General features: G+C 47.3%; 12 protein-coding genes. 3 read left to right on the top strand and 9 right to left on the bottom strand.

Going from position 1 to position 19,415, the window contains the following annotated elements:
• Positions 1 to 44 precede the first annotated feature (44 nt).
• Positions 45 to 3,479: a LamG-like jellyroll fold domain-containing protein gene (locus ACXAGX_RS03075; protein ID WP_474836515.1), complete on the bottom strand. Its 3,435-nt coding sequence runs from the start codon at positions 3,477 to 3,479 to the stop codon at positions 45 to 47.
• 325 nt (positions 3,480 to 3,804) lie between these two features.
• On the opposite strand from ACXAGX_RS03075, the gene ACXAGX_RS03080 reads away from it, so the two are divergent.
• Positions 3,805 to 4,770: a glycoside hydrolase family 43 protein gene (locus ACXAGX_RS03080; RefSeq protein WP_474818769.1), complete on the top strand. Its 966-nt coding sequence runs from the start codon at positions 3,805 to 3,807 to the stop codon at positions 4,768 to 4,770.
• Between the two features lies 1 nt (position 4,771).
• Positions 4,772 to 6,310: an alpha-N-arabinofuranosidase gene (locus tag ACXAGX_RS03085; protein WP_474836518.1), complete on the top strand. Its 1,539-nt coding sequence runs from the start codon at positions 4,772 to 4,774 to the stop codon at positions 6,308 to 6,310.
• A gap of 147 nt (positions 6,311 to 6,457) precedes the next feature.
• Here ACXAGX_RS03085 and ACXAGX_RS03090 read toward each other — a convergent pair whose 3' ends face one another.
• From ACXAGX_RS03090 to ACXAGX_RS03115, 6 genes are all read right to left on the bottom strand, one after another.
• The gene (locus tag ACXAGX_RS03090) at positions 6,458 to 8,386 is read right to left on the bottom strand and encodes an RICIN domain-containing protein (RefSeq protein WP_474836520.1); all 1,929 of its coding nucleotides are present in this window, start codon (positions 8,384 to 8,386) and stop codon (positions 6,458 to 6,460) included.
• A 6-nt stretch (positions 8,387 to 8,392) separates the two neighbouring features.
• Positions 8,393 to 9,592, bottom strand: a complete 1,200-nt coding sequence (locus ACXAGX_RS03095; RefSeq protein WP_474836522.1) for an aldose epimerase family protein — start codon at positions 9,590 to 9,592, stop codon at positions 8,393 to 8,395.
• 90 nt (positions 9,593 to 9,682) lie between these two features.
• The gene (locus tag ACXAGX_RS03100) at positions 9,683 to 10,267 is read right to left on the bottom strand and encodes a beta-phosphoglucomutase family hydrolase (RefSeq protein ID WP_474818765.1); all 585 of its coding nucleotides are present in this window, start codon (positions 10,265 to 10,267) and stop codon (positions 9,683 to 9,685) included.
• 136 nt (positions 10,268 to 10,403) lie between these two features.
• Positions 10,404 to 11,903 carry an L-arabinose isomerase gene (gene araA, locus ACXAGX_RS03105; RefSeq protein WP_474836524.1) on the bottom strand — a complete coding sequence of 500 codons (1,500 nt, stop codon included), beginning with the start codon at positions 11,901 to 11,903 and terminating at the stop codon, positions 10,404 to 10,406.
• Between the two features lie 31 nt (positions 11,904 to 11,934).
• Positions 11,935 to 12,627 (bottom strand): L-ribulose-5-phosphate 4-epimerase, encoded by a 693-nt coding sequence (locus ACXAGX_RS03110; protein ID WP_474818763.1) that lies wholly within the window; start codon positions 12,625 to 12,627, stop codon positions 11,935 to 11,937.
• Positions 12,624 to 14,282 (bottom strand): ribulokinase, encoded by a 1,659-nt coding sequence (locus ACXAGX_RS03115; RefSeq protein WP_474818762.1) that lies wholly within the window; start codon positions 14,280 to 14,282, stop codon positions 12,624 to 12,626. The genes ACXAGX_RS03110 and ACXAGX_RS03115 overlap by 4 nt, the downstream gene beginning before the upstream one ends.
• Positions 14,283 to 14,505: 223 nt before the next feature.
• Between ACXAGX_RS03115 and tal the strand changes: the two genes are divergently transcribed.
• The gene (gene tal, locus ACXAGX_RS03120) at positions 14,506 to 15,459 is read left to right on the top strand and encodes a transaldolase (protein ID WP_474818761.1); all 954 of its coding nucleotides are present in this window, start codon (positions 14,506 to 14,508) and stop codon (positions 15,457 to 15,459) included.
• 147 nt (positions 15,460 to 15,606) lie between these two features.
• On the opposite strand, the gene tkt is transcribed toward tal, so the two are convergent.
• Both tkt and ACXAGX_RS03130 read right to left on the bottom strand, forming a co-directional pair.
• Positions 15,607 to 17,598 carry a transketolase gene (gene tkt / locus ACXAGX_RS03125; protein ID WP_474818760.1) on the bottom strand — a complete coding sequence of 664 codons (1,992 nt, stop codon included), beginning with the start codon at positions 17,596 to 17,598 and terminating at the stop codon, positions 15,607 to 15,609.
• A gap of 319 nt (positions 17,599 to 17,917) precedes the next feature.
• Positions 17,918 to 19,411 (bottom strand): carotenoid oxygenase family protein, encoded by a 1,494-nt coding sequence (locus ACXAGX_RS03130; RefSeq protein ID WP_474836526.1) that lies wholly within the window; start codon positions 19,409 to 19,411, stop codon positions 17,918 to 17,920.
• Between the last annotated feature and the right edge of the window lie 4 nt (positions 19,412 to 19,415).

Genomic DNA, 19,415 nt, shown 5'->3' on the forward strand with positions numbered 1-19,415 from the left:
TTGTCCTTTGACCGAGAGAGCATTCTCCCGGCCTCACCCGTTTCTTAGTTGCTGCCTTCAGTAAACAGCGCCTGTACATCGTCTGCAGACAGCGGGTCGTCGTAGATAACCAACTCATCCATCAAGCCTGAAAAGTTTGCATCCCAGGGGAACAAATTCGTGGCCAGCGAAAAGCCCGAATTAGCTCCGGATGCTGTAAACACGTCAGGGAAATTTTCCAATTCGCTGACCAGTTCACCGTTGATGTATCCGTAAAAGGTGCCTTCGTTGACGACAAAAACGATATGTGTCCAGCTACCTGTCGGTATTTGCGCGTTTAATGTGCCATCGAACCATTGTTCTCCAGACCACACCATGGTGTCACCGGAGCCTGGACCAAACGGTACTAAACTTATCCAGCTGTTCGACGCAGCATAGCCAAAAAACGTAGTCGTAAACTGGTTTAACGAGGCAGGGTTCAACCACATCGATACTGCATAGCTGTAGTCTGAAATAAGACCATCTGGTAACTTGACGCCCGGTCCCTGATCACCTTTGAACTCCGCAGCCAAGCCGACTACACCAGCCTGATAAGTCAGCGACGTATCTGCTGGAACGATAAGGGGCGCGTCTGCAGTTTTAGTCGCTTCTTCGCCGGCAGCAAAGTTGCCTTGCGCGTCTTCGAGGTTCTCCTCGAAACTAAAGCGCGCAATGGCTTCAGGAGGGGTGTTTGAAATGACATTGGCTACGAAAGACTTCGTCACCGACTGACCAGCCAGAGAAATTGTCGCAGTCAGGGTCACTTCTGCATCCGCTTCACCACGGGCCGGACGGGTAACTTTTCCGGTAGCAGGATCGATAACCGCAGTATTACTTGATTCCCAATTCAACGCCGAAGCAAACGGTCCGGTATGTGGCAGTGCAATATCGGTGATAACGAAGTCCAGATTGCCAAGATCCAAATCTGCCTGAGCAATATTCACCAGTGCTTCTGCCGGTAACTGCTCAACATCCAGCGCTGAGATTTCAGCTGCAGACAATGCTTCGTCATAAATTTTCAATTCATCATATTGAGCATTCAGGGGGACATCCCAGAAGTTAAGACCAAGGGAGATGATTGCGCCTTCAGGCCGTACAGTAAAAATATCCCTGACAGACGACGCTGTTCCCACCAGCGTGCCATCATAGAAAATGCTGACGAAGCCCTGCTCTACCGAGAATGCTACGTGATGCCATTCGTTGAGCGGGAAGGCAACGCCTGTGAGTCCGTCAAACCAGCTTACAGCACCTTCATCATCCACGTAGTTAGCCCAGACCATAAGCTCTGCATTCCAGCTAACAGGCAGGAAGCTTATCCAGCGATCGGTTTGATTTGCTGCGAAAAAAGCAGGACTAAAGAACTGCGTTTGTGCGGTATTCAGCCAGAATGAGACGGTGTACTGGTAACTGTCAATGAGGTTCTCTGGTAGTAATATGCCATACGAACCATCGAGGTTAACGGCACGACCCTGAGCACCATCCGAGAAAACAGCACTGGCATTGGTGAACGAATTGACGTCCGTAACAGCTTGGGCATCGTCATAATTCATTAATGAGTCATCAAGGCTGTCCTCGAAGGAGTACCACGCTGTGCGGTTGTACGTCGAACGGGCAATCACTTTGACGTCTTTTGCCACAGACAGTGTTTGTCCGTTGATGTCTACGTTGGCTGTGAGCGTAACGACCTGATCGCCCTCATCCACGTTAGGCCGTGTTACTTCACCTGAAGCAGATATAAATTGCGAGTGGCTGGACTCCCAGGAGATAACAGCTCCCCGAGCTCCGGTGCTTTGCAAAGACAGGTCGTTTTTAACTTCCAGCATAGCATCAGGGTTTGCCGGATTGGCAAATGCAACATCAATGGCGTTACTGATGTCATCAACCACGTCAGCGACAGACTGCTCAGGCAGTTTCGCTGCCAACAGACTCTCGCCAGTACCGCTTAATGCAGTTATGACAACTTCAAAACGGGCATCTTCCACGTTCCACTGCCACTTGGCGACGCCTTCATAAACCGTGTCATCATCGATGGTAAGGCGGACCCGCGACGGTTCGTCACTGTATAGTTTATATGTACCGGTCAGCTGCCCCTGAATACTGCGCCCTTGCGAATTTAAGGTAACGTAAACAGACTCGTGTTCATCGCCATTGCTATCATTGCTTTGCAGGATAAGACGGTAATCACCTGCAACATCCTCTGCATCAGTGACATTCTCTCCGTCAACTGGCGCGTAGCGATGTGGCGAAACGACCAACCAATCGTCGTTGTTAATCCACATCTCATGCACCCGCACGGCATGCGCCTCCGGATTGTCGTAGCGACCTTCCTCATCAGGAAAACGGGTGTGGGTGAACAGCAGATATTTATCCAGCTCCTCATCATATAAAGCTGAATTGTGGCCCGGCGCATTATAACCGTACTGACTAGAAGTCTCACCGAAGGCCGACGACCACAGATGACTACCTAGGAGTTTGTTACCGTAATTGTTAGCAACAGTCGCACCGGTCATATCATTACCTGCCGCATCCAGGTAAGGGCCGTTTGGCGTTCTTGAGCGGGCAACACGGATGTTATAACCGTCACCGGCTGCAAATCCCGCATTTGACCAGAACAAATAATAATAATCGCTGTCGGGGCTGTAGATGACAAATGCACCTTCAATGGCGTTATAGTTGCCGCCCACAAGGTGTTTACCGTAACCTTGCCCGGCTTCCGGCATACCTGTTTGCTCATCCATCGCCAATACAAAAATACCGCCGGAGTAAGAGCCGTATACCATCCACAGATTATTGTCTTTATCATAAAACGCTGCAGGGTCTATTGCATTGGGATGCACAGCCGGATTATAGCTTTCCACGCCGTCTACGGGGTAGGCGGCTAGCTCTGCTTCATCGCGATACCCAGATCTCAGGAAAACGCCTCTATCCACGTAAGGGCCTTCGACAGAGTCGGACGTTGCCAGGCCGAGATACGAGCGGTGCCAGCAAACCTCGTCACGTTCAGGCGTGTCAGGGTTGTCCTGTGCGCAGTGATTATAATAAAACCAAAACTCACCATCTGGGGCTTGTATAACATCAGATGCCCAACTGCCGGTGAAATCATCGGTCCAGGCGATACCTTTCGCAAACTCCGTGGAATAAGTATTAAATAACGGAGATTCATCCACCAAATTATTGGCGCTTAATGACGAAATATATTCCCACGTTTGTAGATCTGTTGTTTTCGCGGCTGCCAGATGCGAACCGAATATGTAGTAAGTACCATCTACCTTTACAACAGACGGGTCGTGTACGCCGATATCCATATATCCACTGCTATCGGCAATTGAAGTCGTGGGATTAGCCAACGTTTGGTTGTCAACTACCGTGATGGTTTCAGGGGGAGTGCTATCTCCCCCTGAACCGCCACACCCTGTGACACAGAGGATGCTGCTCACGATGAGCGCCGATCTAGGTTTCATTCTCGTTTTCCCTCAGGATTTATTATTATGCTCTTTACGATAAAGAGCGTTGTCATACGACGAATGGCAAAGTAAAGTGACCAACATCGCAATAAAGTAATACAATAGTATTTTTAAAATATTTACATCTTCTACATTAATATTACAATACTATTAAACAATTTTTTTACATTAGTTCTAATAATCAGATGTTTTGATTGGCGGCCAGACGTGGGGAAACGTCAAAATATCAACGTAATATCAGAACCTTACTATTTAACCAGTGCCACACCATGTGTTGTTAAAAATTTGGCATGGTGAATTCAGGTCACAACAAGGAATTTACATGAAACGTGTATTGTTATCTTCAGCGGCTTTGCTTTTAAGCGGGCAAGTGTTCGCACAGAATCCGATTATTACCGATGTGTTCACTGCCGATCCGGCAGCCATGGTGCATGATGGTACGGTATATCTCTACACGGGCCACGATGAGGCGCCCAACAACGATGTCTTCTTCGAAATGCACGATTGGCTAGCCTATTCTTCCACCGATATGGTGAACTGGAAGTCACATGGTCCCATTATGAAAGCCACTGATTTCAGCTGGGCGAAAGGCGATGCCTGGGCGTCACATATGATTGAAAAGGATGGCAAATTTTACTTTTTCACCACCGTCCGTCACAAAGACGACAAACCCGGTTTTGCTATTGGGGTAGCGGTATCAGACTCTCCGACAGGCCCCTTTAAGGACGCCATCGGTCATGCCCTTGTCACAGATGATATGACCAAACAGACGCCGAATGACTGGGATGATATCGACCCTGCAATTTATGTTGAAGAAAATGGCGACACCTACATGTTCTTCGGCAATCTGGTACCGAAATACGTCAAGTTATCAGACAACTTGCTGGAACTGGATGGTGAGATAAAAGTCATTGATGTCCCAAATTATACAGAAGCTTCCTGGGTTCATAAAAAAGGCGATAACTACTACTTTTCCTACGCTTGCGAGTTTCCGGAAAAGATTTGCTATGCGATGAGTAAAAGTATTCACGGTCCGTGGGAGTATAAGGGCATTTTGAATGAAGTCGCGGGCAATACCGAAACAAATCACCAGTCTATTATTGAATTTAAGGGCCAGGATTATTTCATTTATCACACCGGTGCTTTGCCTCCGAAAGGCGATAAGCCAAGTGGCGGACGGTTCCGCCGCTCAGTTGCAGTGGATCCTCTTCACTACAATAAAGATGGCTCGCTGCAACGGGTCATTATGACAACAGAAGGCGTTACTCGATCAACCAAGGAAGATTAATATGCAACGTAAACTACTGAAAATTTCACTATTAACTGCGTCGATATTGGCGGGTAACGCATCGGCTGCCAACCATGAAGTAACAATCAGCGCGAACCTTCAAGACCGTGGTGCTGTCATTAATAAAGATATTTACGGCCAGTTTGCCGAGCATCTCGGGCACGGAATTTACGAAGGGTTGTGGGTCGGTGAAGACTCGGAAATCCCAAACACAAAAGGGTTCCGGAATGATGTTGTCGGGGCCCTGAAAGACATCAAAGTACCGCTGATCCGCTGGCCAGGAGGCTGTTTCGCCGATGAATACCATTGGCGCGAAGGGATTGGCCCCAAAGATGAACGCCCGGTAAAAGTTAACACGCACTGGGGTGGCGTTGAAGAAACCAATGCTGTGGGTACTCACGAATTCTTCGATTTAGCTGAACTCATTGGTGCAGATGTCTACATTAACGGGAATCTGGGTAGTGGTACCGTGCAGGAAATGGCGGAATGGGTTGAATACATGACGTCTGATAAAAACTCTACCCTGGCCAATGAGCGACGCGCTAACGGACGCGAAGAACCCTGGGACATTAAATACTTCGGCATTGGCAATGAATCATGGGGTTGTGGTGGTCACATGGACCCTGATTACTATGTAAACCTGTATCGTCAGTACGCCACGTTTATCAAAACCCCTAAGGGCAAGAGGCCTCTCCTGGTGGGTAGCGGTGGTGACACAGATAATACGGAATGGACAGACGTTCTGAGTGCAAACATCGACCGTAATATGGATGGTATCAGTTACCACTTCTACACCCTTCCCACCAGTGACTGGCAGAAAAAAGGGCATGCTACCGAGTTCGATAACGCCATGTGGTTTAAAACCATGGAGCGCACTTATCGGATGGAAACTTACCTGAAGAATAATATCGACATCATGGATAAGAATGATCCTGACGGTAAGCTGGGCTTTTATGTGGATGAATGGGGTACGTGGTACGACGCTGAAGAAGGGCGGGAGCCCGGTTTCCTGTATCAGCAAAATACGCTTCGTGATGCTGTGGTAACCGCAGTAAACTTGAATCTATTCCACGAATACGCCAGACGTGTTCATATGACGAATATCGCGCAGATGGTAAACGTATTACAAGCGATGATCTTAACGGATGGCGCGAAGATGGTGAAAACACCCACCTATCATGTTTATGGCATGTATACGGTGTTTCAGGACGCCACATCCATTCCTTTCAATCTGGATACATCGCGCTATTCAATGAACGGGGAAGATTTACCGGCTGTAACAGGTTCACTGGCAATGGGCACGGATGGCCATGTGTATTTAGCTTTGGTTAATATGGACCCGACGGAAGATGCCGACATTGATCTGAACCTTGATGGTAAGGTAAATAAAACCTTGTCCGGCAGTATTCTCACCGCTGATATCATTACCGCAAAAAACACTTTCGACGATCAACATAACTTAGAGCCTGAGCCATTCAAAGCAAGGGCTGATAAGTTGGTGCTTCCGGCGAAATCAGTGGTGGTACTGACGTTAAACTGATTAAACAGCATAACCAAATAAAAACGGGCTGGTGTGTATTCACCAGCCCGTTTTTTGCTCTTTTACGGCCATAAAAAAGAGAAGGTACCGCCCTACAATCGGATACCCTCTCTTCAACGAAAAACCTGCGACAATACGTTTAAGGCTCTATTGCGGCTCACGCAAATGAAACACTTGGCACTTTGTGCCTAAATCAGGTTGCTGGGCTATATTGGTCCCCTCGGCTAACCCGCAGTCACTTACGCCCATAGCTTGTTTGGTATATCGGTTAAATAACATCACACCACCGCCATCTGCAGGGCTAATACGCCACTGTGCAGTGGGCTCGCCACAACTCACCATGGACAAATTCGCGCCGGGCACGACGGCATTGTCATCTGTACCGATGCACAGCGCATCGTTTCCTGCCGTTTTTAAACTAACGTAGCCGGTATCTGTGGGCACAAACTGCCAGTATTGCGCAGGTGTCTTATCGAAGCCCCGCTGCTCCACATTCGCACCATCCGACAGTGCATCATTGTGAACAGACAACGCTTTACCGCTTTGCTCACTCAGGATCACTACATCACCAGTTGGCCGGAGCTGCCATTGTGAACAGGCACTGTCTTCGTTTTGTTGAAGTACCGCCTGATTTTCTGAAGCAGAACATCCAGCCACCGCAAGAGGCTTACCAGAGTAACGGTTCGTCAATGTTACATTGCCATCGATACCGCTCTCTACTTTAAACTCCTGACAGAAGTTATTCCGCCACGCAGCCGATTGCACACGGGCATTCTCACTGGTACTGCAGTTCGCCACTTCAAGGAATTTACTGTCTTCACGGTTGGCTAGGCGCACAAATCCATCTGCAGTGGCATCTAAAATCCACTGTCCGTTAGTTGCTGCACACTGACGCTGCACCGCACGGTTATCTTGCGGATCGGAAGAAATATCCAGACACAAATCGCTCGTTGCATTAACTAACTGATAGCGCTGTCCCTGTACTCTTGTTACTAACGGCCCGTTTTCTCCAGAAGGAGGAGGCACAACGACTCCCGGGGTCAACGGTTCACCGAAATCCGGTAATCCGTCCTGTTGCCACTCAAATTTTTGCGCCCGCAAAGAGCGGGTTGCTGAGCAACCATGCTCCACGGAATCATTACCGTGATAAACCAGCCAGTCTTCCCCGCCATCCGGAGAGGTGAAAAAGCCATTGTGGCCGGGACCGAATACCTTGTCTGTGCGCACAAATACCGGATCATCAAATTTCTTCCATGCTGCGGCATCCATCGGATCATCACCAACCAGCTCAAGCATACCCAGTTTGTAATCCGGGGTATTACAGAAGCTGGCAGAGTAAGTCATAAATGTACGACCATCGTGCTGCAGAATTTCAGCGCCTTCAGTTACCTTGCGTCCGCTGATTTCCCAGTCCAGTTCAGGCCGGGTAAGCACGGTGTGAGGCTGGTCAGCCTTGAGCGTCCACGGGTTTTCCATTTCAGCAATGATGTTCATTTGCTGATCACCGCGCCATTGCGAATAAATCACATACAATTTCCCTTTGTATTCAAGGTAATTGCCGTCGATATTCCACACATCGGGCATCAGCGCGCCTTTATACTGGTATGGTCCCATCGGATCATCGCCGGCGCTTTCCAGCACGTTCAAATGCTGAAAGTCCAGCGTACCGTCTCTGCCTGCCGTGTACATCATGTACCAGCGATAGCCGTCTGGTCCTTTGAGACGGTGGAACTCAAAAGCCCAAAAGTTACAGCAGCGATCAGACTCGGTAGCCGACCACACATTCACCGGCTTTGCATCGGCAAGACCAGCAAGTGTCGGTGACTTGCGCATCACTAATTCAGACGTCCAGGTTGTAGTAGTAAGGTAGTAATTACCATCCCAGTATTCCAACCACGGATCCGCGCCATTAGGGAAAAGTGGATTTGTGAACGTACCACTTTTTCGAATATCACTTTTATCTGCAGTTTCACCGGTCGGCGTAGCCGGCGTCGATGAGCATGCAGTCAAACCAAAAGCCACCAGCAATGACGCCGCAAGCGTTTTTAACTTCATAGATTTCATTGAATCATTCATTCCCTTCTACTTCGTACCAAACTCATAAACAATGCGTGTGGAGTATACTTCACCCGGGTTGAGTACAGTGCTGGCAAAATCAGGTTGATTCGGTGAATCAGGGTTGTGCTGAGGCTCAAGGCAGAAGCCGGAACGCAGTGTATGGCTCATGCCTTCCTGCTGAGTGCTGCCATCAAGGAAGTTGCCTGAGTAAAACTGTACAGCGGGCTCAACGGTGTACACGGTAAGAGTACGACCGGTTTTAGGCTCATAGACATTTGCTGCCTCTATTAAATCATCGCTGGGCGCGTCTTTAATCACGAAATTATGATCGAAGCCCTGACCAAGAGACAGCTGTTTATCTTTAGCGTCAATGTCTTTTCCAATCGCTTTAGGCTGTGTGAAATCAAACGGAGTTCCCTTTACAGATACGACTTCACCGGTAGGGATTAGGCCGCCATCAACCGGCGTGTATCTGTCGCCGTTAATTTGCAGTTTATGATCAAGAATGTCGCCTTTACCCTGCAGATTAAAATAAGAATGCTGAGTAAAGTTCGTAATAGTTGGCTTATCAGTGGTTGCAGTGAATGCCATATCCAGCGTATTGCTGTTGGTCAGTGTGTATGTCACCTGCGTGTCTAGTTTTCCCGGGTAACCCTGGTCCCCATCAGGACTTGTGAGCGTTAGCACAACCCCGGCACTATTTTCAGTGACAAAGGGAGCCATCTGCCACACCTTCTTATCGAAACCCTGTACGCCGCCATGAAGATGATTATCACCATCGTTGGTTGCTAATTGGTATTCTGTGCCGTTCAGAGTGAACTTACCTTCTGCAATACGGTTACCATACCGGCCGATAATGGCACCAAAGTAATAACCAGCGGACAAATAGTCTTCCAGTTTGTCGAACCCCAGCACGATATTGCCTAATTGACCTTTCTTATCTGGTGTAAGTAAACGGGTGATGGTGCCGCCGTAGCTTATAACATCGACCTCCACGCCGTTGCTGTTTTTTAACGTAACCCTATAGACCGGCGTGCTGTCTGGCATCGCCCCGTAATAACTTGAACTAGCAGAAGGTTGATTATTCACGTTTTTGACTTCCTGTGCCTGTGAAGGGCTTAGTACCAGGCTGGTCATGAACAACACGGCCATTTTCACGCTGGTTTTAAAACTGCCCTGAGAAAAAGAAGAAATGGTTTTATATTGATATTCGGATACAGACATGAAATACAGTTCCCTAACTAATTTTATACTTTTATATTACAAATAGCATAAGTAAAGCAAGGGGTGATTCCGATTTCGTTTAAAAAAATGTTAAATTTGGACTCTACCGTCTTTTACCAAGATACAATCCATTCCCGCACGCTGCGCGGCTTCAAAACCAATCTCGGTGTCTTCAAAAACAACACATTTTTCAGGTGCAACGTCCATTAGCTCAGCCACTTTCAAAAATGTTTCAGGATGCGGCTTCCCATGTGTCACATCTGTCGCCGTTACCAGTGCATCTAATTTATCTAATAAACCATGATGTTCCAGCAAATGAAGCGCGTGATTTCTCTCTGAGCCAGTTCCGATACCGATCTTCAAGTCAGGGCGGTAGTGATGAAAAATATCAACGGTTTCAGCAATGATTTCTGGCATTAAATCCATGGATTCCCAAACTTTACGCTTGTGCAATGCAACCATATCCGGACTATGTGCTAGTCCGTATTTATCATTCAGGATCTCTACAGTTTTACGCGTGGGTACACCGCCTAGTCCGTACATATATTTTAAATCGAACGGAATACCAAACTCTTCACAGGTCATTCGCCACGCCTCCATATGTGCCCCCATGGAATCGATAAGCGTGCCATCCATATCAAACACTATGCCCTCGTAAGCGCTTAAATTTACCATTTTAGATCCTCAATTATTTCACAGACAGATTCGGATGCCGGAAAAAGAAACTGACGCACATGGCGTCAGTTTCAAAAAGTAAAGCAACTTTACTGCTGCTATATTGCAGTACAAAGTAGAGCAGAAGTCCCTTCAGTTAGATTCCTTGCTTAAGCATATAGTATGCTGCATTTGAACGTAACTCAGACTTGAACGAACGAATCGTCGTATCACTGTCGATGACGACAGTTTCTACGCCAGCCATTTCTGCATAATCGATAATCATATCTGTAGTAACCGCCTGGCTGTATGCAGTGTGGTGCGCACCTCCTGCATGAATCCACGCCGCAGCTGCAACTGACAGATTCGGCTTAGGCTCCCACAGCGCTGAAGCAACTGGCAAATGAGGCGTTTCTGCAGGCTGCTTAACCGTATCAACTTCATTGATCAGAATACGGAACCTGTTACCCATATCAATTGGTGATACATTAATCGCCGGGCCCTGTTTGGCTTCAAACAATAAGCGACCAACATCACATTTAACACCAATAGTATGACGGTGAACTTCCAGGCGAGGCTTGGCTGAAGCTATTGATGGGCAAACCTCTAACATGTGAGCACCTAGCGCCTGATCTTTTGCACCAAAATTATAGGTGTAGTCTTCCATGAACGAACAACCACCTTCACGACCCTGCCCCATTACTTTCATGATGCGAACCATCGCTGAGGTTTTCCAGTCGCCTTCGCCACCATAGCCATAGCCTTTGGCCATCAGGCGTTGAGTTGCCAAACCCGGTAACCCAGTTAGCCCTGATAAGTTTTCGAAGCAGTTAGTAAATGCTTTGTAGTTGCCACCATCAAGAAAACGCTGCATACCTAATTCAAGACGAGCCTCGTTTTTCAGCATGTCAACGTTATAAGTGTCTTTCCACGTTGCATCTGAAATCACGTATTCCTGATGATATAGATCTAACTGTGTTGCAATATCAGCATCGGTAACGGCGTTTACTACATCAGATAACTCACCTAACCCGTGAGCATGCACTTCATAACCAAATTGGATTTGTGCTGCAACTTTGTCGCCTTCAGTTACCGCCACCTGGCGCATGTTGTCACCAAAGCGTGCAACTTTCAGGCTTTGACTTTCAGCCCAACCTAGCGCAGCGCGACACCAATCATCAATCTGGTCCTGCACTTCCGGACGCTGCCAGTGTCCAACTACAACTTTTCGGTCTTTTCGCATGCGTGTGCCAATAAACCCAAATTCCCGGTCACCGTGTGCACTTTGGTGCGTGTTCATGTAGTTCATATTAATGTCGTCCCACGGCAGGGCGGCATTAAACTGGGTATGTAAGTGTAGCCAGGGTTTTCTTAATTCACTTAATCCGGCTATCCACATTTTTGCTGGAGAAAACGTGTGCATCCATAATACTAAACCGACACAGTCAGCATTCGCATTGGCTTGTTGACACACCGCATGGATTTCTTCCGGTGATTTTACGGTAGGTTTGAAAACCATATTTACTGGCAGCTTGCCGCACTCATTTAAACCGGCAACAATGGCTTGGCTGTTTGCTGCAACGTTTTCTAATACTTTTGGCCCATACAGGTGTTGAGAACCTGTGACAAACCAAACTTCTTTCGTTATCGTCGTCATATTTAAATCCTCTCTATCGTCACGGTACTAATTAGCTTTGGCCGTAATAGGCATTTTTACCGTGTTTGCGTAAATAGTGTTTATCCATCACAGCGCGCTTTAACGGTGCAGCATTCTGATCGAGCGTACGCGTTAAATAGGCCATTCTGGCAATTTCTTCTAATAACGCCGCATGATACACAGACTGTGCGGCGCTCTTTCCCCACGTAAAAGGCGCATGGCCAGCTACAATTACCATTGGCGCTTCGGCAGGATTTCTGTCTTTGTAAGCATCGGTGATCTGCACACCGGTCTCTTCCTCATAATCTCCATTCACCTGCTCGTCGGTAAGCTCTCGGGTACAGGTAATATCGCCATATACGTAATCGGCATGGGTAGTACCTAAACAGGGAATGCTCTGCTTTGCCTGTGCCCATGCTGTGGCATAGGTACTGTGGGTATGGGTAACACCACCTATGCTTTCAAAAGCGCGGTACAAGTGCGTATGGGTTTTTGTATCAGATGAAGGCCGCATTGAGCCTTCAACAATATTGTTCTCCAGGTCCACGACAACAATATCTTCCGGCTTCATATCTTCATAAGCCACACCACTAGGCTTGATGGCTACAACGCCTTTGTCTCTGTCAACCTGAGACACGTTGCCGAAGGTATATATCACAAGGTTTCGGCGTTGAAGCTCCATATTCGCCTCAAAAACCTCGCGTTTAAGTTCCTTGTAACTCATATTTTTCCTCCGTCTACATGTGCACCTAAAGTCTGGTACTTACTGTAAAGTTCGTCGTAAATCTCAGAACGTTCCGGGTTAGGCAGATACTGTTTACATACCGGCGATGCCATCACTTTCTGTGCGGCTTCTACAGTCTGATATTCACCCGCTGCCACAGCGGCCATAATGGCAGCACCGAGTGCGCAACTCTGCTCGCTTTCGAGTACGTCGATAGGACAGTTCCAAATGTCTGCGCAGGTTTGCATAACATAATCAGATTTCTTTGAGATACCGCCAATTACTACAACCGATTCGATTGGCACCCCTTCTTCACGGAACCGTTCGGTAATCGCTCTGGCGCCGAATGCTGTCGCTTCCACCAATGCTTTAAATAATTGCGGCGCGCCGGTTCCCATTTTGATTCCGGCAATGGCCATAGAAACACCTTGATCAGCATCTGGCGTACGCCTGCCGTTAACCCAGTCGAGCGCAGTTATATCTGTCGATTTTACCGACAATGCTGCTGCCGCTTCGGAGAGGCGGATCAGAGCGCTGTCTTCAATTTTTTGAACCAGCTCAAGTTGCCCTCTCTCAGTCAGTTCCGAAACAAGCTGGCGAGTTGGCCATAACACAACGTTTTTAAACCAGGCATAAAGATCGCCAAATGCAGACTGACCAGCCTCGAGACCAATCATGTCTGGGATGACTGAGCCATCCACCTGACCGCAAATACCTCTGACACAGGTATCACCAAGGTGCGCTTTAGATGTCACAGTGATATCACAGGTAGACGTTCCCATTACTTTTGTAAGAACACCTTGGCGGACATTTGCTGCAACAGCCCCCATGTGGCAATCAAAAGCACCAAATCCGACCGCAATACCCGCTGGCAAACCTAACTTTTCGGCCCACTCTGAAACTAAGCTTCCGGCCACTTTATCGCTTGACTGGGTAGCGGGATTGATGTGATTCACTAAGCCATCTAGCAACGGATCGATGCTGGTGAAAAAATCGTTCGGAGGGAAACCATTCCACGCTTCATTCCACATCATTTTGTGCCCGGATGCGCAGCGGCCGAGTACCAGCTGGTCAGGATGTGTAGTGCCACACATCAGCGCAGTCATCCAATCACAATGCTCAACCCACGCATAGGTAGCGGCTTTCACCGCTGCATCTTTGCGGAAAATATGCAGTGCTTTGGCCCAATACCACTCTGAAGAATAAATGCCCCCCATGTGAGAGAGGTAGTTGATAGCATTTTCAGTAGCAGCCTGGGTAATCTCACGAGCCTCTTGAATTGCCGTATGATCTTTCCATAGCACAAACATAGCATTCGGGTTTTCACTGAACTCTTCTGTCAGCGCTAAGGGGACGCCGTGTTTATTCACTGCCACTGGCGTAGAGCCAGTCGTGTCAAAGCTCATGCCAATTACTTTATCTGCTGTTCCAGCAGGTACGAGTTCCCATAAGCCGCGTACAACGGCAACAAGGCTATCTATATAATCTTGTGGATGCTGACGATATTGATCCTCGGACGGTTCGCAGAATCGCCCTTCAGCCCAACGCGGATAGTTTATTAAATGACTGGCCAATTCGGCACCGGTTTTTACATCAACGAGCAATGCACGAACCGAGTCTGAGCCGTAATCCAATCCCAACGTGTAACGAGACATAAATACCTTTCAACTATTTGTTAACATCGATAGTCATTTCATTTATTTGTATGATAATATCAACAATGTCAGGTTGTAAAGGTAATATAAAAATAATATTAACACCGTTACTTTGCGTCATTCGGGCCGGAATGACCAAAAAGCATACAAACTTGTGTTTCAGTAGCTTCTCGCCTCTGAAATTTAGCGTGCAATTATCATTTAATATGTTTATGGGATAAGTATGACCAGCCAGTTAGAACAACTTAAATCAATGACCACTGTAGTAGCCGACACCGGCGATTTTGAGGCGATTAAGAAATATCAGCCGCAGGATGCCACAACTAACCCCTCTCTATTGCTCAAGGCGATGCAAATAGAAAAATATCGACCTTTGGGTATAGAAGCTGTTCAGTGGGCACAAAAACAGTCAGGAGCCGGAGACGTTGGTCGAGTAGCTGCCGATAAGCTGGCAGTTTTAATTGGCGCAAAATTGATGGACGAAGTACCCGGGCTGGTATCAACTGAGGTAGATGCAAGGTTGTCCTTCGATACTATGGAGACGGTCAATAAGGCAGAGAAATTAATAGCCTTATATAAAGAACAAGGGATTGATACTTCAAGAGTGCTTATCAAAATTGCAGCCACCTGGGAAGGTATACAAGCTGCGCGTATCCTGGAAGAACAGGGAATTCACTGTAATCTTACTTTAGTATTTTCCTTTGCTCAGGCCAGAGCGTGTGCTGAAGCAGGCGCTTATCTGATATCGCCTTTCGTTGGACGCATCCTGGACTGGTACAAAGCCAGTCAGCCTGAAGCTGATTTTAGTGGCGACAACGATCCTGGTGTGAAGTCTGTCAGCGCCATTTACGACTATTTTAAAAAGCATGACTTCGACACAATCGTTATGGGAGCCAGCTTCCGCAACATTGGTGAAATTATCGGCCTTGCGGGTTGCGATCGTCTTACCATCAGCCCGGGGCTACTAGATGAACTGGCTAATACTGATGCCCCTCTGTCACGCCGGCTGGTACCTGCTGAAAATACGCAACCAAAGGAAAAGGTTCTTACTGAACAGACCTTCCGTTGGCAAATGAACGAAGACAAAATGGCCAGCGATAAACTAGGAGAAGGCATTCGTCAGTTCGCCATTGACCAGGAAAAGCTCGAATCATTATTGAACGCACTGGCCAATTAATCTAGTCCCAAAACCCTGCTCTCGGGCAGGTCCCAACCTTTGGCCCTTTTCCTTGGGCCTTTTTTTTCTTTAATAACAAAAAAAGCGCCCTTCGGATATCCTCGGGACGCTTTATCGGACAGAACTGTTTAGCTATTTTTTTACTTGCTATTTCAGCAAAGCCTTTGCTTTCTCACTGATATTTTCAGCGGTAAAGCCAAAATGCTCAAGCAGAATGCCACCCGGTGCAGACTCTCCGAAAGTCGTCATTCCTACTACCCCGCCGTTATGGCCAACGTACTTGTACCAATAATCTGCATGAGCCGCTTCCACTGCTAATTTAGGTACAGCTACAGGCAGAACAAGTTCTTTGTAGGCCCTATCTTGCGCATCAAAGTAAGTGGTTGATGGCATAGATACCACACGCGTAGCAATGCCTTCGGCTTCTAGCAAATTCGCCGCTTCCATTGTAACGCCGACTTCAGACCCGGTAGCAATAAGGATAAGCTGCGGCTCCGCTGCTTCTTTTAGCACGTAACCGCCTCTAGCTATATCTTTTACTTGAGTCTCATTCCGCTCCATGCATTTTGTACCCTGACGGGTAAACACCAATGCTGACGGCCCTTCTTTCCTTAAAGCCTGTCGCCAGGCTTCGGCGGTTTCAGTCGCATCACAAGGGCGCCAGGTAGACAGATTTGGCGTCATGCGTAAGTTGGCCAGTTGCTCTACAGGTTGGTGTGTCGGGCCGTCTTCGCCCTGTCCGATAGAGTCGTGAGTGTACACAAAGATGTCTTTTGCATTCATGAGTGAGGCCATACGCACTGCATTACGCGCATATTCCATAAACATTAAGAATGTGGCGCCATATGGTACAAACCCACCGTGAAGGGCAATGCCGTTCATAATGGCGCTCATACCAAATTCACGAACACCATAATAAATGTAATTACCAGCATCATCATCCTGCAAGCCTTTTGCTTCAGGCCATAGTGTCAGGTTAGAACCCGCCAGATCTGCTGATCCCCCTAGCAGTTCGGGTAACTGACTGGCGTAAAAACCAATCGCGTTTTGCGAAGCTTTGCGGGTAGCGATACCTTCTGAAGCTTCCTGGCATTGCTTTACAAACTCATCAGCGCGTCTATCAAAATTGTCTGGTAATCTCTTTTCGATTACCCGTCGCTTAAACTCTTTACCATCTTCAGGGAATGCCTCGCAGTATTTATCAAACAGGGATTGCCATTGCGACTCTTTACCGGCCCCTGCTTCCTTCGCATCCCATTCCTGATAGACAGATGCAGGGATTTCAAAGGGAGCATGGTCCCATTTTAGGAATTTGCGCATCTGAGCAATTTCATCGTCACCTAGTGGAGCGCCGTGGCAATCATGACTACCGGATTTATTAGGCGAGCCAAAGCCGATTACGGTTTTACAGCAAATAAGCGTAGGCTTACTGGTTTCTTTCTGAGCCTGTTCAATAGCACCTGCAATTGCATTACTGTCGTGACCATCAACGTTAGCGATAACCTGCCAACCATATGCTTCAAAGCGCTTTGCTGTATCGTCAGTAAACCAACCTTCCACATGGCCATCGATGGAAATGCCATTATCATCATAAAAGGCAATCAGCTTGCCTAATCCAAGAGTTCCCGCCAATGAGCAGCTTTCGTGAGAGATGCCTTCCATCAAACACCCATCGCCTAAGAAGCAGTAAGTATAATGATCGACAAGGTTATATTCAGTTTTATTAAATTGTGCAGCCAGGGTTTTCTCGGCAATAGCCATACCCACAGCATTGGCAATTCCAGCCCCCAGAGGACCCGTTGTCGTCTCTACGCCCGGCGTATATCCATATTCAGGATGCCCTGGCGTCTTGGAATGCAACTGACGGAATTGCTTCAGCTCATCCATAGGTAAATCGTAACCACTTAAATGTAGCAATGCGTATTGCAGCATTGAACCATGGCCATTCGATAATACAAACCGGTCACGGTTTGCCCATTCCGGATTAGCGGGATTGTGGTTATAGAACTGTTGCCAAAGAACAGTAGCAATTTCAGCCATTCCCATAGGTGCGCCAGGATGGCCTGATTTAGCTTTCTGAACAGCATCAACTGCCAGAGCACGAATTGCATTTGCAGAAGGTGTACCGTTAAAGGTCATATTTATCTTCACTTTGTTACTATTATATTATAATTAATATGACAAAATTAACGATTGAATACAACCTTAAAAACCTTCAACAAAAGTTTAAAACAAGAAAGAGAGGTCGCTTTATCACTTATAGGATAATCAGCGCGCCGCCTTCTGTATTCAGATCTAACTCCAACATATAAAGTGGAGGGATTTTCACCTCTTTTTGAGCAGCAGAATTGTTTGGCAAATCATAAATCACCCTCCCACTTTACCTTGCAACATTAGAAGTGAAATACTTAGTTTTTCGACACTGATTCGCCGTTCACTGCGGCTACGTCACACGTATTTATATAATTGCGCCGTGAAATCCCATCGGCATATAGGTATCTAATTTTGCCCAGGCAACGGGGCCGTCGCTTACGTGTTGAGCATCGAATACCATGCAATAGGTCGCTCCTTCTACGAAATTTAGTGCGGTATTTACCAGATACCCTTCCCCTTGTTTACTGCCAACAGGAATAAACAGCGGCTCCTCTGTGAGGAAGTCATTACCGAGCACATGCAAATCCAGTGCGCCGGTGTTTGTATTCAGACTGGCAATACTATTGTAATCGCCTCTTCCGACGGTGTTTGAAGCATACACGCCAAATTGATGTGAAGTGAATTCGCCGGTAAACCGGCTGTCAAACTGAACAAACTCCATAATATGCGCGGTATTTTCAAGGCGGACTGTTCTTGCGGCTAAATCAATATGAATTTGAGCGGCAGTACTTCTGTCATGATTCCCGCCATCAACGCTAAAAACTTGCTCAACCCCTTGCAACATTACATCTGCATTATTGTACCAGCAGGCATTCACCACCAGCGATTGTCCTTGCTGCCAGGCATTACCAAAATGAAAGATAAATCCGGCATGGAAAGGCAGTTGCAGCGTAGGTTCAAGGGTATTTTTATCAACAATAAGTAGTTGTCCCGGCTTATCACCCTGCCATTGCATGCCGTCGATAAGGGTTTCTCCATGAACTTTATTGATTGGCGGAAAATAAAAAATCAAATAATTGTCTGTTACCGCAAAATCATGCACGTAGCTGGCCGGTGCGGACACCACTTTATAGTTCAACATTTTACCCTGAGGACTCATCTGATACACCATCATTCCCTGGTGCCCAAAGAACGATAGATCACCGAAATTCCATAAATTGCCAAATCTGTCTGCATGTGGATGAGCAGAGAACGGTACTCCGTCCAGCTCACTTTTCAGCGATACCTGCCCTTGTGTTTCTAGCGATATCGGGTCGAGTTTATAAGGCATAGCCGCTTCCCACAACGCCCACAGCTCTCCGTCAACAGGCAACAATGCAATGTTCGCTGTATTAACAGTTTCAGCATTTTTTGAAGGTCTGGCATTCTCTATCAGTGAGCCCGCACCGTTATAAAGAAAGCGCCCTGCGCGACTTTCGGCTTCGAATTTTCTAGTACGTACAAACCGGCCAGAATGAGAAACCGTTTTATGTCCAAAAGCATAGCGGTGTACAAACCCGTCACCGTCGAACCAATGAGTGTAACGTTGTTCACCTAATACCGCACGGGCCGGGCCATTGCGGTAAAACTGTTTACCTACCAGCGCATCAGGTAACTTCCCCTGCCACTGAAATTCTCGCGATGGAATATCAGTAGTCAGCCCTTCCCAGCCCCGAAGTACCGGATTGTCTTTTAACTTTCGTTTAAATTCTTCATAGAAAGATTCCGGCTCTGCAGCAAGGACATTGAATCCAGAGCTATAAGCCATAGTTCCGCAAGCTGCCAGCCCTAACCCTTTGAGAAAATCGCGACGTTCCATGTGA

Source organism: Alteromonas sp. ABV4_515, assembly GCF_056160345.1.

What these genes read in the sequence shown, in the direction of transcription:
- ACXAGX_RS03075 (WP_474836515.1), bottom strand. Translation starts at nt 3,479, where the DNA reads ATGAAACCTAGATCGGCGCTCATCGTGAGCAGCATCCTCTGTGTCACA.
- ACXAGX_RS03080 (WP_474818769.1), top strand. Translation starts at nt 3,805, where the DNA reads ATGAAACGTGTATTGTTATCTTCAGCGGCTTTGCTTTTAAGCGGGCAA.
- ACXAGX_RS03085 (WP_474836518.1), top strand. Translation starts at nt 4,772, where the DNA reads ATGCAACGTAAACTACTGAAAATTTCACTATTAACTGCGTCGATATTG.
- ACXAGX_RS03090 (WP_474836520.1), bottom strand. Translation starts at nt 8,386, where the DNA reads ATGAATGATTCAATGAAATCTATGAAGTTAAAAACGCTTGCGGCGTCA.
- ACXAGX_RS03095 (WP_474836522.1), bottom strand. Translation starts at nt 9,592, where the DNA reads ATGTCTGTATCCGAATATCAATATAAAACCATTTCTTCTTTTTCTCAG.
- ACXAGX_RS03100 (WP_474818765.1), bottom strand. Translation starts at nt 10,267, where the DNA reads ATGGTAAATTTAAGCGCTTACGAGGGCATAGTGTTTGATATGGATGGC.
- araA (WP_474836524.1), bottom strand. Translation starts at nt 11,903, where the DNA reads ATGACGACGATAACGAAAGAAGTTTGGTTTGTCACAGGTTCTCAACAC.
- ACXAGX_RS03110 (WP_474818763.1), bottom strand. Translation starts at nt 12,627, where the DNA reads ATGAGTTACAAGGAACTTAAACGCGAGGTTTTTGAGGCGAATATGGAG.
- ACXAGX_RS03115 (WP_474818762.1), bottom strand. Translation starts at nt 14,282, where the DNA reads ATGTCTCGTTACACGTTGGGATTGGATTACGGCTCAGACTCGGTTCGT.
- tal (WP_474818761.1), top strand. Translation starts at nt 14,506, where the DNA reads ATGACCAGCCAGTTAGAACAACTTAAATCAATGACCACTGTAGTAGCC.
- tkt (WP_474818760.1), bottom strand. Translation starts at nt 17,598, where the DNA reads ATGACCTTTAACGGTACACCTTCTGCAAATGCAATTCGTGCTCTGGCA.
- ACXAGX_RS03130 (WP_474836526.1), bottom strand. Translation starts at nt 19,411, where the DNA reads ATGGAACGTCGCGATTTTCTCAAAGGGTTAGGGCTGGCAGCTTGCGGA.